This window comes from Anaerovibrio sp., from assembly GCF_045637405.1.
In the GTDB taxonomy this organism is placed as follows: Bacteria; Bacillota; Negativicutes; order Selenomonadales; family Selenomonadaceae; genus Anaerovibrio.
On sequence record NZ_JAZTZI010000048.1, the window covers coordinates 19,661 to 33,053 of the forward strand.

The 13,393-nt window shown below is 39.6% G+C and carries 12 protein-coding genes; all 12 read right to left on the reverse strand.

Features of this window, described 5'->3' with window-relative positions:
• Positions 1-7: 7 nt before the first annotated feature.
• Genes ACKI5G_RS03620 through ACKI5G_RS03675 form a run of 12 tightly spaced genes read right to left on the reverse strand, consistent with a single transcriptional unit; the run spans position 8 to position 13,301 of the window.
• Complete coding sequence (locus ACKI5G_RS03620; protein WP_407397726.1) at positions 8-1,765, reverse strand: thiamine pyrophosphate-binding protein; 1,758 nt, start codon at positions 1,763-1,765, stop codon at positions 8-10.
• Positions 1,762-2,250 (reverse strand): NUDIX domain-containing protein, encoded by a 489-nt coding sequence (locus ACKI5G_RS03625; RefSeq protein WP_407397728.1) that lies wholly within the window; start codon positions 2,248-2,250, stop codon positions 1,762-1,764. Before ACKI5G_RS03625 ends, ACKI5G_RS03620 begins: the two co-directional genes overlap by 4 nt.
• A 30-nt stretch (positions 2,251-2,280) precedes the next feature.
• A complete protein-coding gene (locus ACKI5G_RS03630; protein WP_407397730.1) occupies positions 2,281-3,231 on the reverse strand; it encodes an NAD-dependent epimerase/dehydratase family protein in 951 nt (316 codons plus the stop codon).
• An 11-nt stretch (positions 3,232-3,242) separates the two neighbouring features.
• On the reverse strand, positions 3,243-4,580 hold the full coding sequence (gene rfbH, locus ACKI5G_RS03635) for a lipopolysaccharide biosynthesis protein RfbH (RefSeq protein WP_407397732.1): 1,338 nt from the start codon (positions 4,578-4,580) through the stop codon (positions 3,243-3,245).
• Positions 4,567-5,658 carry a CDP-glucose 4,6-dehydratase gene (gene rfbG, locus ACKI5G_RS03640; protein WP_407397734.1) on the reverse strand — a complete coding sequence of 364 codons (1,092 nt, stop codon included), beginning with the start codon at positions 5,656-5,658 and terminating at the stop codon, positions 4,567-4,569. The genes rfbH and rfbG overlap by 14 nt, the downstream gene beginning before the upstream one ends.
• 5 nt (positions 5,659-5,663) lie before the next feature.
• A complete protein-coding gene (locus ACKI5G_RS03645; RefSeq protein ID WP_407397736.1) occupies positions 5,664-7,379 on the reverse strand; it encodes a thiamine pyrophosphate-binding protein in 1,716 nt (571 codons plus the stop codon).
• Positions 7,376-8,542, reverse strand: coding sequence for a methyltransferase domain-containing protein (locus ACKI5G_RS03650; RefSeq protein WP_407397738.1), 1,167 nt, complete (start codon positions 8,540-8,542; stop codon positions 7,376-7,378). The genes ACKI5G_RS03645 and ACKI5G_RS03650 overlap by 4 nt, the downstream gene beginning before the upstream one ends.
• 1 nt (position 8,543) lies before the next feature.
• Positions 8,544-9,101 carry a dTDP-4-dehydrorhamnose 3,5-epimerase family protein gene (locus ACKI5G_RS03655; protein WP_407397740.1) on the reverse strand — a complete coding sequence of 186 codons (558 nt, stop codon included), beginning with the start codon at positions 9,099-9,101 and terminating at the stop codon, positions 8,544-8,546.
• Positions 9,101-9,883 (reverse strand): glucose-1-phosphate cytidylyltransferase, encoded by a 783-nt coding sequence (rfbF, locus tag ACKI5G_RS03660; RefSeq protein ID WP_407397742.1) that lies wholly within the window; start codon positions 9,881-9,883, stop codon positions 9,101-9,103. The genes ACKI5G_RS03655 and rfbF overlap by 1 nt, the downstream gene beginning before the upstream one ends.
• Positions 9,884-10,834: a glycosyltransferase gene (locus ACKI5G_RS03665; RefSeq protein ID WP_407397744.1), complete on the reverse strand. Its 951-nt coding sequence runs from the start codon at positions 10,832-10,834 to the stop codon at positions 9,884-9,886. It lies immediately after the preceding gene.
• Positions 10,835-10,883: 49 nt separating this feature from the next.
• Positions 10,884-11,267 carry a GtrA family protein gene (locus ACKI5G_RS03670; protein WP_407397746.1) on the reverse strand — a complete coding sequence of 128 codons (384 nt, stop codon included), beginning with the start codon at positions 11,265-11,267 and terminating at the stop codon, positions 10,884-10,886.
• Positions 11,268-11,315: 48 nt separating this feature from the next.
• Positions 11,316-13,301 carry a hypothetical protein gene (locus ACKI5G_RS03675; protein ID WP_407397748.1) on the reverse strand — a complete coding sequence of 662 codons (1,986 nt, stop codon included), beginning with the start codon at positions 13,299-13,301 and terminating at the stop codon, positions 11,316-11,318.
• Positions 13,302-13,393 lie beyond the last annotated feature (92 nt).

Sequence of the window (13,393 nt, forward strand, 5' to 3'; positions counted from 1 at the left end):
TTCCCTTTTAGTTAGGTTCATTTCCATCATCATCCAAAAAAGGATATAAATCATCAAACTCTGCTGCTTTTAAGGAGCCATCCGGCATAACCTTCGATGCTATTCTTGGTATAATCGGTGCAAATTCCTGAACCATAATCTCCACTAAAACAGGCTCATTTAACGACATTATCTCTGGGAGAAGTGCATTTAAAGTTGGTGCATCCACTACCCGATAGCTTTTAATCCCATAAGCTTCTGCAACCTTACTGAAGCACGGTGTCTGAACGCCGCTGTCAGGGCCAACCCCCAAAAATCTATCATTCATATAATTATGTTGATTATGGCGAATTAACATATATCCATTGTTATTGTATACAAACAATTTCAGCGGAATATTATTTGTTCTTAATGTTGCCAATTCCTGAATATTCATCTGGGCGCTGCCATCGCCAGTAACAGCTATAAGCTGCCGATCAGCTTCATAGGCCCCCTCTGCTGTAGCCCAAAACCCCATACAGGATAAACCACCTGATATAAGGTACCGTTGCCCATCCTTTAGTTTCCAACTTTGAGATACTACATTGCATACGCTTCCTGTATCTACTATCACATTACAACTTGCAGGCGCTGCCTCTGATATACAAGCAGTTACATAATATTCATTCAAAGGCTTCTCATCAGCATATGAAGGTTTAACATTAGGATATTTTTCTTTATATTCATTCAGTTCTCGGAACCAACTGCCACGTTCATTTTCGTTGATGGTACCAGAAATCTCCTGTTGTAAAATCTTTTCAAAAAACTCACATAAATCTATTTCATATTTGTGTTCAACCGGAACATCTTCTCGTGATAATTCTTTCAAGTCAACATCTACCATGAACTTTTCCGCATGTTCGGCAAATCTATTTGGATAATACCCGGTGGTTGAAACAGATAATCGACTTCCTAATATCAAAAGCAAATCACATGACTGAATCGCATGATGTGAGGCCCTATCGCCGTATGCACCTGGACGTCCTACAAAATACTTCGAATCAGACGCAATAACATCTATTCCGCCACGGGAGGTCACCACAGGAATCTCATAACGCTCGTACAGTTCCTTCAGCTTATCAACCACATCAGCCTGTCTGATTCCGCCACCAGCCAAAATAAGCGGTTTTTTTGCTTCTACCAATCGATTGATAATATACTGATAATCGCAGTCATCTTCCCCGGATTGACTCTCCGGAATAAAACCGTCCATCACCTCAGGAATCTGTTTATTCTGAATATCTACAGGAACATCAATCCACACAGGGCCTTTTCTGCCATTCATTGCCTCATGATATGCTCTTTCCATGTGTAACCTAATGTCAGCAGGCTCCATAACAGCTGCGAAATACTTTGTAATAGGTGTCACAATTGGCTCCAAATTAAGGCTTTGAGTACCATGCTGGCGAATACCGGTATCAATCTCATAAATTAACAATCTTGAACTTGCCTGACCTGAAATCACAAACATAGGAGATGAATCCAAATACGCCTGTGCAACACCAGTAATAGCGTTAGTTGCACCTGGGCCAATAGTAACCAGACAAGCTCCTGGTATCCCCCGTGTCCTGCCATAGCCATCAGCAGCCATGGCACAGGCCTGCTCATGATGGCAGCAAACAGACTTCAAATCTTTATTTTTATATAAAGAATCTGTCAGCCACATGGCCGAACTGCCGGAAACCATATAAACTGTATCTAATCCATGCTTCTGCAAAAAATCAAATATGTACTCTGATACTGTCATTTTATGCTCCAATACTTTCTGTAGAATTCGTGAACTTTTAGTATATTGTCCGGGCATGTATCATGCCATTTTAAAAAGCCTGCCTCATGCTCATCTTTTTTATTCTGAACAATAAAGCCCTTAGGCAATCTGCACTCATAAACAAAGGTAATAAAATGGCCTCTTTGTGGCATTTCCTCACAAATAATTGGCACCACCTCAACGGGATGGGTATCGAAAATAATATTTTCACAGCCAATCTCCGCCAGGGCAACCTTTTTTATTCGCTCTTCAAAAGTCTCCTTCAAGCGGACAATACCCCCTGGTACATGCCAGCCTTCCTCATAAAACCTGTCTTTTCTCCATGCCAACAGAATCCGTCCAGCTTCATCTCTAATAAGAAGATCAACATTAACCATGGGAGTCAATTCCGTAGCAAACAAAAATAGTTCCTCCGGAAGTCCCTCACGGGCATTATCAATGTAAGTTCTTGCTTCTTTTATCAATTCAGATAACCTGCTATCATCTTTCATTTTTCATGTCCTGTCTTGAAGTTTTGCCTCAAATATACGTTTAATCCCCTTTTCAAAAGTTGTGCTTGGCGACCAGCCAGTATCCTTTTTTAAATTCGATACGTCGACTTCCATTTTCATAATTGGATTAGGAGGATATGGTATTTCCCCCAGGCCCAGCTTCTCCTTAGGAGCTACAATATCTCTCAACGATGTGATGTAATCCTTTAAGGGATAAGATATACCGGAAGCCATGTTATACACCTGGCTGCATTTAGCTTTTTCCCCAACCAAATAAAAGGCATCTGCCACATCATCTTCATAAACATAATCCCAGGTTTGCTCAGATTTTGTAAAAGCGCAATGCTCGCCCGATAAAAGTTTATCTATCGTGCTACTAATCATGGAATTAGTCCTGTCATTAGTGCCATATACACTGAAAATACGCATCCATATAAAAATCATGCCGTATCCATCTGCAAGCTTTCGACCGATTTGTCCTGCGGCCAAATGAAGCATTCCATCAATTCGTACGGGATTACATGGCATATTTACAGAATAAACTCCATCCGTTGGTACTCCATATTCTGACTGGGAGCCTGCACCAACAAATGTAGTACATTTAAGGGTGTGAGCCGCCCCTACAGCCTCAATAACCCCCTTCATGGCATCACATTTAAGAAGCGTATCATCAATGTTTTCTTCATATGTGGCTGTCCGGGGCCAAGCCATGTGATAAAAAACATTACAGCTATCATTTATCAGCAATGAAAGCTTGTTGTAATCCTTCAAATCACACTCAATAATGCGAATTTTTTCACTGTTAGGAAGCCGCTTTCTTTTATCTGCGGTCTGCAGTTCTTTAACGGGTCTAATTACAGCATAGATTTTTTCAACATCAGGGCTCTTCAACAATCTATGAATTAATGCAGCCCCCAACATACTGGTAGCCCCAGTAACCACTATCTTTTTCATGGCATTCACTCTTATTTTTCCAATGCTTCATGTATAATCTTGATAATATAATCTACTCTGTCTTCGTCCAACCCTGGATATACACCTACCCAGAAGGAATTATTCATGATGCGGTCAGTATTTTCCAAAGAGCCAACTACACGATAGCCCTCGCCATTTTTTCTCATCTCATCAAAGCATGGATGCTTAACAAGATTACCGCCAAACAATCTTCTTGTCTGGACATTGTGTGCCTCCAGGTACTTAACCACCTCAACACAATTAATACCTTCTTTAACGGTCATAATGAATCCGAACCAGCTTGGATTACTATTTGGCGTTGGCTCCGGCAATATCAGTTTGTCAGTACAGTCCTGCAAACCAGCTTTAAGTCTGTCCCAATTCTTTCTGCGGCATTCTATAAACTTAGGCAACTTTTTCAACTGCTCACAGCCCACAGCCGCCTGCATATCCGTGATTTTTAAATTAAAACCAAAGTGACTGTAAACAAATTTATGGTCATATCCCTTAGGCAGTTCACCAAACTGACCATCAAACCGGTGACCGCACATATCATCCTGACCGGCGGCACACATACAATCACGACCCCAATCCCTAAAGGAGCGGATTAATTTATGTAACTGTGGATTGTTGGTATATACACAGCCGCCTTCCCCCATAGTCATATGATGTGGCGGATAAAAGCTGGAGGTACCGATATCACCAATTGTACCGATCAGTCTTTCCTCACCATCTAAATTGTAGGTGCCACCCAAAGCATCACAATTATCTTCCACAAGCCACAGATTATGCTTATCACAAAAATCTTTTACTGTCTTAATATCAAACGGATTGCCAAGGGTATGTGCCATAAACACAGCCTTTGTCTTGGAAGAATATGCCTTTTCCAGCATATCGATATCTATGTTGTAGTAAGGGATTTTTACATCCACAAATACTGGTACAGCACCATACTGAACAATTGGAGTAATTGTGGTCGGAAAACCAGCCGCTACGGTAATTACCTCATCGCCTCTTTTAATAGCACGATCCCCCAGCTCCTGGGCAGTAAGAGCAAAAAACGCCACCAGATTAGCGGAAGATCCGCTGTTTACAACGCTGGTAAACTTCACTCCCAGCCACTTGGCAAAATCCTTTTCAAATTTATCTACAAATCTGCCGGAGGTAAGCCAAAAATCAAGGGTTGCTTCAGCCAAAGAGCACATTTCCCTTTCATCATACACCCTGCCGGCATATGGAACTCTTTCACCATCGACGTACTTTCCCTTGTTTTCCTTAAACTGATGATAATAATCTGTAACAGCCGCAAGAATATCCTTGCGTGCTTCTTCTTCATTATTCCACTGCATCACTGCTACCTCCATAATATTCACTAATTTGTTTTCTGCACAAAGCTAGTGCATCCGTACCATCTTTTTGGCCTTTGTAGAAATCTACGACCAATTCAATAACCCGTTCTGTAGAAAGACGTGGTTTCCAATCAAGTCTGGTGATGGACTTGGTAATATCCAACCCCAGGGTTTCAGACTCATGGACATCAAACTTCATGGCATCTCTTTTTTCCAAGCCCTTGAAGTAAGCCACCATCTTGTCAAAAACCCATCCCACAGATTTGATGCCTTCACGGGTCGGACCAATATTCCATGCTCCTGAATACTCATTTTGGTTTTTATATAAAAATCTCGCAACCGTTAAATACCCATCCAGAGCATCCAATACAGACTGCCATGGTCTGGTTTGTTCCGGATGTCTGATTTCCACAGGCTCGCCCCTATCCAAGGAACGAAGTATGGACGGTATAAGTCTTGTCTGTATATGGTCACCACCAGCCAAAACATTGCTTGCACGCACCACACCAATTCCTATATCTCTGTCCACAACTTTGAAATAAGTCTCATAATAGTCCCGTACCAATAACTCCATACAGGACTTGCTACAGGAATATGGGCTGCTCCCACCAAGTATATCATTTTCAGAGTAAACTGCCCCGTCCCCCTTGTTGGCATAAACCTTGTCCGTGGACACAATAACCACACTGCGAACCGAATCACAATGCCTTACAGCCTCTAAAAGATTTACAGTACCCATAACATTTGCGGAATATGCCCGTCTTGGGTCCTTATAGCACTCATTCATAAACCCAAAGGCCGCCAAATGGATAATAACTTCTGGTTTTGCAGTCTGAATAGTCTTTAACAAAAGCTCATAATCTTCCAACTGACCAATAATACTATTGATTACATTATCACCATCAATTTGTGAATAAAGACATCCCAACTCAGGAGCCAATGCAAAGCCAGTTACATCTGCTCCCAGATAATCCAGTATACAGGTCATCCATGAGCCCTTAAAGCCAGTATGACCTGTTATAAGAACTTTTTTGCCTCTGTAAAAATCAATATTTTCAATATGTGAATCAGTACCCATGCGGCCTACAGCTCCATTAATTCTTTTAATAAGCCTCTATCAAGCAAAGGCTGTTGGTCATAGTTAGGCTTTCCATATTCCAGCTTTGGTTTTACGTATGTATCACCATTTATGCGAACTTCAATGAGTAACGGTGCATTATCATTCAATTCTTTCTCCAAAGCCCTGAACTGACTTACATCAGTAACAACTCGTCCACGTATACCATAGGCTTCAGCAACCTTAACAAAATCTGGAACCGTATACCCTCCTGCGGCAGTAGTCTGGAAATAAACATTATCAAAATACATTTCCTGAAAGTGCCTGATCATCCCTAATGCGTAATTGTTCATAACAATTATCTTAACTGGAAGCTGCTCTCTGGACAGATATTGCAGTTCCTGAATATTCATCTGGATACCGCCATCTCCGCATATACAAACAGCTATACGACCATCAAGAGGATAGCAAGCTCCTATTGAAGCTGGAAGGGCATGTCCCATGGCCCCCATGCCGCCGGAAAACATAAATTTCTGGCCTTTTTTTACCTTAAATGCCTGTGGTACCCACACCATGTTCTGTCCCACATCAGTTGTTACCATAGCATTTTCCGGAATATACTTACTAAGTTCCCTTATACACTCCGTTGGCAAAGCAGTATCAATATCTTGCAATTTTTCCTTAATCAGAGCGCATTTTTCAATCCATGATTTATAACATTTATTGGAGTCGACATTTAACAAGATATCCAACGCTTGTTCAACATCCATACAAAATGAATGTTCATTTTCATGGACCTTATATGACAACTCGCCATCATCAATATCTACACGTATAATTTCAGCATCTTGGGCAAAATTCTCCCTAACTGCACCAGATTGTCTTTGGTCTATCCTGGACCCCAGTGAAATAACCAGATCGCTTTTTGACAATATAATATTTGCCGCTCTTACCCCATAGGCTCCGGCAAAACCGCAGTAATATTCATTATGCTCTATTACATCAAAGGCTATCATGCTGGTAACATACGGCATCCTGAAATGTTCCACCACCTGCCTTACTTTCTCTTTTAATTGTGACTTCTTTAAAGCATTTCCCAATAAAAGACATGGAAAGTTTGCTTTTTTTATAGCGTCTTTAATGCAAGCCTCAAATTCCTCAGACGCCTTGGCAGATTTATCCAAAGCTGCAATGCTGTAGCCGTCTAATTTTTCTACATCTACATCAGCCCTAAGTACATCCATAGGCAAATCAATTAGTACAGGGCCTGGCCTACCTGTAGTCGCCAAACAAAACGCCTTCTGCAGATAATACTTTATCTTTTCCGGGGATTCAACATACATACTTGCCTTAGTTAGAGGAGCAGCCACAGAAATAATATCTGATTCCTGAAAGCCTCTTTGTCTAATTCTCATATCACCTTTAGCTTCATATGTATTGACATTACCCGTCATAAACACAACTGGTATGGAATCATAATATGCATGACCTATGGTTGTCATTAGATTGGTCGCTCCAGGACCACCAGTAGAATATGCCACCCCCGGAATACCATTTCTGTTGGCGTAGGCACAGGCGGCAAACCCGGCAGCCTGTTCATGGTATACCACGTGAGCATTTATCTCACCGCGCCTCTTGTATAAAGAATCCGTAAGATTGGTGACTGAACCTCCCGGATAGCCCCACAAGTCGGTTATTCCCTTATCTATCAAGAACTGAACTATATAATCTGATACCTTCAAAGCTTTGCACCTACTTCAAAATGTAATCCGGTCTTGTCAACCGTAGTTATAGTCACATCTTTTGAACACTTATCATGAATTTCTTTTACAATTTCATCAACATACATTGGCCCCAAAATCATAATCACATCCACAGGGTGCTCCTTAAAATATTCAGGACCCTTAATTGGAATATGGGTAGCCGGGGAAAATCTGTTTTTCTTGAATTCCGCGTTATCAATGATGTAATCAACATCCTTAGGCGATTCAATCATTGCCAAAACAGTAAAGGCGAAATGCCCTGCACACCACACAGCGATTTTCTTGCCCAAAGATTTCTCTCTCTTTACATAAACCGACACTTCATTTGTTAATTGATTAACCCCAGACCAAATATTATTTAAATCATATAATTTATGTTTACGTACATAAGCGTAAATATAAACACCTGCCACTTCACCATGTTCGATTATCTCAAAACCATTTTTCTGGAGCAGATATCTTAAAGAATTAATATCGTAGTACGCAATATGGTCAGCAGTAATATCATAATACCCCCCAGGACTTAGCAAATGCTCCATGCTGGGCACCATAACTAGTCCCACCGCATCAGCCGTAGTATTATTGTATATACACTGCATCAGTTCATTTGGCTTAATCAATCTGGCAGGATAGGCAAAAGATGTAAAGGCATCAAATGGGGCCCCCTCCATTACCGTTTCAGCACACTCAGGATTACCCTGCTGTACATTGACACCCTCAATCTCTCTAGCAATCTTTACAAAATCAGCATTATACTCTATACCATACTCCTGAATACCATATTCAGATAATTCCTTCAGCGTCTTGAGAAATCCGCCCTTACCAGCACCAAACTCTGCCAATTTCTTCCCCTGAAGCTTGTAGGTCTCAATCATGTGCTTATACTGCTTCCGGCGCAGGTCAACAAGCACATCACACCGCTCACCAGCTCTGGTGGAATCGCGATAATACGGAACCGGTTCATTATTAAACTGCACCAGACCGCAGCCAGTGCATTGACATAATTCAAAATCAACTGGCTTGTCCTTGTCTAAATCAGCTTCAGTAGGTAAATCCTGTGAAACTGCCGGCATATTTTTACAAATATAAATGGACTCTTCATACAGTTTGGCCCCGCAAGCTATACATCTATCTCGTTTCATGTTACTTCAGCTCTTTCATGGTATCGTTATATGATGGTAACTTTCCATCGCCTCTAGATGTTATGATTGATTCTGTGCCTAATGGCCACTCAATCCCCAAATCCGTGTCGTCCCACTTTACTCCTGATGCATATTCAGGCATAAAAGGATTGTCACTGCACAGACATAAAAAATCGGAATCCTTAATTGCCAGGGTGCCCAATGCGTAATCAGGTGGAATATATACATATTCATTACTTTTCTTAAGGTTATATGCACAGCTTTTGCCAAACTGATGGCTGTATGGATTTAAATCAACAATTCCCAAAAACAGCTCACCTTTTAGGCAGGATATAATCCGTCCCTGTCCATGGCACTTTTGGTAATGCAAACCTCTTAATACATTACGATTACTATGTATTGACAATATTTCCAAGGGAATGAATGAAATCCCAACACTCTTCAAATCATCATCGGAAAAAACCTTGGTGTTGCTTCCTCTTTCATCAGCGCTGGTACGAACCTCAATCAATTTAACCTCCGTCAAATCCAGAGATGAAACATTTATTATGCTACCCATCAGTCAGCCCATACCTTCCAAGGAGCCTTGTTATTTGCCAGCATCTTCTCCAGCATAGTCTTCTCACGAATATTATCCATGCACTGCCAAAAGCCCTTATGCATATATGACATCAGCTCACCTTCATTGGCCAAACGCTCAAGGGGTTCACGTTCAAATACAGTTTTATCACCTTCGATATAATCAAATATCTCCGGATTCAGAACCATAAAGCCTGCATTAATAGGTGCCCCATCACTGAGTTTTTTCTCTCTGAAGGATTTTACGGCATTATCACCGCCAATATCCAAAACGCCTTTGGACTGATCCTGCATTACTGCAGTAAGGGTGGCAATTTTGCCATGGCTCTTATGAAACTCTACAAGCTTGTTGATATTTACATCGCAGACGCCATCGCCGTAAGTCATCATGAATGGTTCATTGCCAACATATTTTTGAATGCGCTTAATTCTGCCACCGGTCATGGTATTAAGACCAGTATCAACAACGGTAACCTTCCATGGCTCAGCATGGCACTGATGAATAATGCGTTCATCTTCCCTATTTCTATAGTCGAAAGTAACATCACTGCTGTCCAAAAAATAGCTGGCGAACCATTCCTTCACAGCCTGCTGCTTGTAGCCAGCACAAATAATAAATTCGTTATGACCATAGTAGGCATAACTTTTCATAATATGCCAAATAATTGGCCATCCACCTATTTCCACCAAAGGCTTAGGCTTAAATGCAGATTCCTCAGAAATCCTTGTTCCAAAACCACCTGCTAACAATACAACCTTCACTTATTTATCCCCCGAATTATCAAAATTTATACGTTCCTCTTCCACAACCATAGGTCTGTTTATTACTCTACGGTTTATGCTCATAATATACTCGCCCAAGAGACCTATAAATACGAATTGACATCCGCCAAAGAACAACACACTCAATAATATTGGAATATTACCTGCACTAAATGTGTTCCAATTAGTAAGCTTTAAGATAAGATATATTGCCGCTATAATGAAACTTACACAGGCAATAACAAAGCCCACTATACTGGTAACCCGAAGTCCACCTCTGGTATAGCTGGTAAAGCTTAACATTGCAGAATCATAGTACCCCCAAAAGTTAAGCGAGCTCTTGCCCCCCATACGCTTTTGTTGGGTATAATTAACCTCAATTCTGTCTGGGGCATATTCTGCAATTATTCCTTTTATAAACGGAGTTGGATCATCAATCTTGCGGATAACCTCAATAAACGATTTATCATACAGCCCATAGCCCGTAAACTGCTTAACCTGCTCCACCTGGCTCATTCGTGCAAAAACCCGATAATAAAATTCACGAGCCAAATAAACGAACCTATTCTCCTCACTTTTATTTTTCACCATGCAGACAACCTTGTTGCCTTCTTCCCATTTACGAACCATAACCGGAATCATTTCCACAGGCTCCTGAAAATCTGCATAAAGAAGAATAGTACAATCTCCGTCGGATTCACGAAGTGCAAAAAACGGATTCGTATTAGGACCACAATTTACGTAGTTAAAAATAGCCTTAACATGCTTATCTTTGGCACATAAATCACGAATTATTTCCCGACTCCTATCCTTTGATTTATTGTCAATTATCAATATTTCATAATCATATTCGGGAAGTTCCTGCTTAAAAATGCCGGAAACCGTTGTGTAAAGCAGGTCTAAATTGTCTTCTTCGTTGTAACATGGAATTGCTACGGATATTTTTTTCATAATATAAAACAGCCTTCTCTAATCATACTTATTAAAACGCTCTGGCATCTCACCTATTTTTATACACCCAAAATTTATTGAGCAAAAAATTTATTGGTATGGTAAACAATAAGTTGAGCACTGGGGCCAGAATTTCATTGATCCCCATTATTTCTGTCCATAACCACAGCAGAAAAGCAGCCAGGAACAAACCAGTTATTGAGTAGGAAGCATAGGCTTTGAACAATCCTTTAATACTCAAATACTCCTGGCCGTCCTTCCTAAATGTAAACTTATGATTCAAAACATAGGCTATGGCTATTGTGATAATGAAACCGATAGCATTTGCAAGCTGGTAATGTATACCTACATAAACACAGCCCCAGTATATTAATAGTCCTAAAAGGGTTATTATTGTACCTACAATCCCAAAGGATAATATTTGTTTAAACATTTTATAACACAGTAAACTCTTCCTTAATAATTACATTTGTAAGTATATCTACCTTGTTCTTGAATAATACAAATACTCATGACCACAAATCTTAATTATTTTTTTCAGCTTGTATGATTTATCCAGATAGAATAGGTCATTTTGAAATTTTTTATCATATTCCATAGTATTACCTAATAATACTTCGCTATGGGATAAGGTCTCATGAAGCAATTTTTCATAATCGCCATGATTATTTAGAACTGCCGCGGACAAATCCTTTTCATTAGGATGATTATCCCAGTCCAACTCATGGTAAATTAGATTAATACCTTCCCCTACAGCCCAAATATTATCCGGTACTTTACCAACTAAATTATTATTAATCCCATCTGTAATCCTCGAATAGCTGTATACACCATTCTTGTACAAGTTTTTAATTCTAAATGGGTCTGACGTTACAGTTGAAATACTCAAGACACCCCATATAATAATCCCAATTATTACTATTGAGCGTTTAAGCTGTGTCATAACAGTACCAATATCGTCCTCTTTAGCAACGTAAAACTCTTGGATAATAAAAAGTGTCAGAACAGCACTAATTTTTCTCACTATATCCATACACCCCCAGTGTGCCTCATTGAAATAATAGGCAAACACCACCATTCCAACCATTGCAACACCTAATATTGGTGCAAATTTCAGTGATCTTTCATTATCAAACAAAACATTCATTATAGGTACTGCAATACACCCCATTATTAATGTCAAAATATACATCCATGCATGATTACCGGTGGGAACATTGCATCTCAAGGCATTTACAGCCCAATCATCCCCAATGTATGGATAAAAATAGCTTGCAATTTGAATAGAATTCTCCCCGCAAATAAAGTTATATCCATTGACAATTACCAATGGCAAAATCAGTGCCATAGCAGATAGAAAGAAAACATACATTGTTCTTTTGATGAAAGCTTTAATGGCACCACACTGTCTATATTGGTATACTGTCATCCACAGATAATACGCAATAACACCGGCTAAACAGCCGATACCTGTTTCAGTGTTCCAAAGTATGGACAATCCACCAAAAATAAAGCTCAAACAAAAGTATTTAACTTGTTCAGATTTATTGTTTTTATACAAATAAACAAGCCAAGCACTTATTAATAAGGGCATTAGCGTCCTAATAGGAGTAATGGCTGGATAAATGTACGCCGGACGACATACAGCACCTAATGTTACTATGATTTTTATCCAGTTTTGGCACTTAAACTGATGAACAATATATACAAAAGCAATCTGTTCAACCATGGCAGATAATGCTATACACAGGGCTATAGTTATTGCATTTGCGCCAAATATTTTTAAAGGTATAAAAAAGAATAAGGCGTAATGACCGTAAAGGGGGGTAGATTTCCACAAAAAAGGTGTTAAATCAACGGCATTATAAATCGTCTCTGTTACTGAAAATATATTAACAGCCTCTACCCCCCACACAATAGGATTAACAAAATATACCCCCCAAAAACTGATAAGAATTGACCAACCATAACTGAAATATAGATATTTCTTATCTAAATCAATTCCCCGATATGTTAAGTATGCTACATTCGTCAGTAGTATAAGCACCAATATCAGTTTTATATGATTAGGAACGAAATAGTCCCCAGCATTTGAAACACCGAATTCACTAAATTGCGTTACAAATTCCCAATCCATATATAGTAGCATTGCTATCACAACCAGTGAACCACATAAATAGTTTCCTTTTACTATATCTAATTTTCTTTTGAAAATCTGATACAATTTATCAATAAGAAAATGGTTCAAACAAAGAAGATAGCCCACTACAATTATGGCACCTAGAAAAAAGCAAAACCCCATTACATATATTTCCACATTACTAAACTCAACAGCACACCATGATAACCAAATATTACGTGAATATATCCCTATCCAAAGTAAAATAGTTAAGATACTTGCCGTTCCAGCAGTAGACAGATAAAACGCATCCACATTATCTTTTTCTAAATAACGCCATTTTTTCATTGCTCCAACTCCCGGCCTCTATTTATAAACGTAAAATAATTCTTTGCTCAGTGTAAACTGTGTATAACTTACTTTATTATAAATGTCCCCCC

Excerpts from the sequence above, each read along its gene's own strand:
- ACKI5G_RS03620 (WP_407397726.1), bottom strand. The coding sequence starts at position 1,765 with ATGACAGTATCAGAGTACATATTTGATTTTTTGCAGAAGCATGGATTA.
- ACKI5G_RS03630 (WP_407397730.1), bottom strand. The coding sequence starts at position 3,231 with ATGAAAAAGATAGTGGTTACTGGGGCTACCAGTATGTTGGGGGCTGCA.
- rfbH (WP_407397732.1), bottom strand. The coding sequence starts at position 4,580 with ATGCAGTGGAATAATGAAGAAGAAGCACGCAAGGATATTCTTGCGGCT.
- rfbG (WP_407397734.1), bottom strand. The coding sequence starts at position 5,658 with ATGGGTACTGATTCACATATTGAAAATATTGATTTTTACAGAGGCAAA.
- ACKI5G_RS03650 (WP_407397738.1), bottom strand. The coding sequence starts at position 8,542 with ATGAAACGAGATAGATGTATAGCTTGCGGGGCCAAACTGTATGAAGAG.
- ACKI5G_RS03655 (WP_407397740.1), bottom strand. The coding sequence starts at position 9,101 with ATGGGTAGCATAATAAATGTTTCATCTCTGGATTTGACGGAGGTTAAA.
- ACKI5G_RS03665 (WP_407397744.1), bottom strand. The coding sequence starts at position 10,834 with ATGAAAAAAATATCCGTAGCAATTCCATGTTACAACGAAGAAGACAAT.
- ACKI5G_RS03670 (WP_407397746.1), bottom strand. The coding sequence starts at position 11,267 with ATGTTTAAACAAATATTATCCTTTGGGATTGTAGGTACAATAATAACC.
- ACKI5G_RS03675 (WP_407397748.1), bottom strand. The coding sequence starts at position 13,301 with ATGAAAAAATGGCGTTATTTAGAAAAAGATAATGTGGATGCGTTTTAT.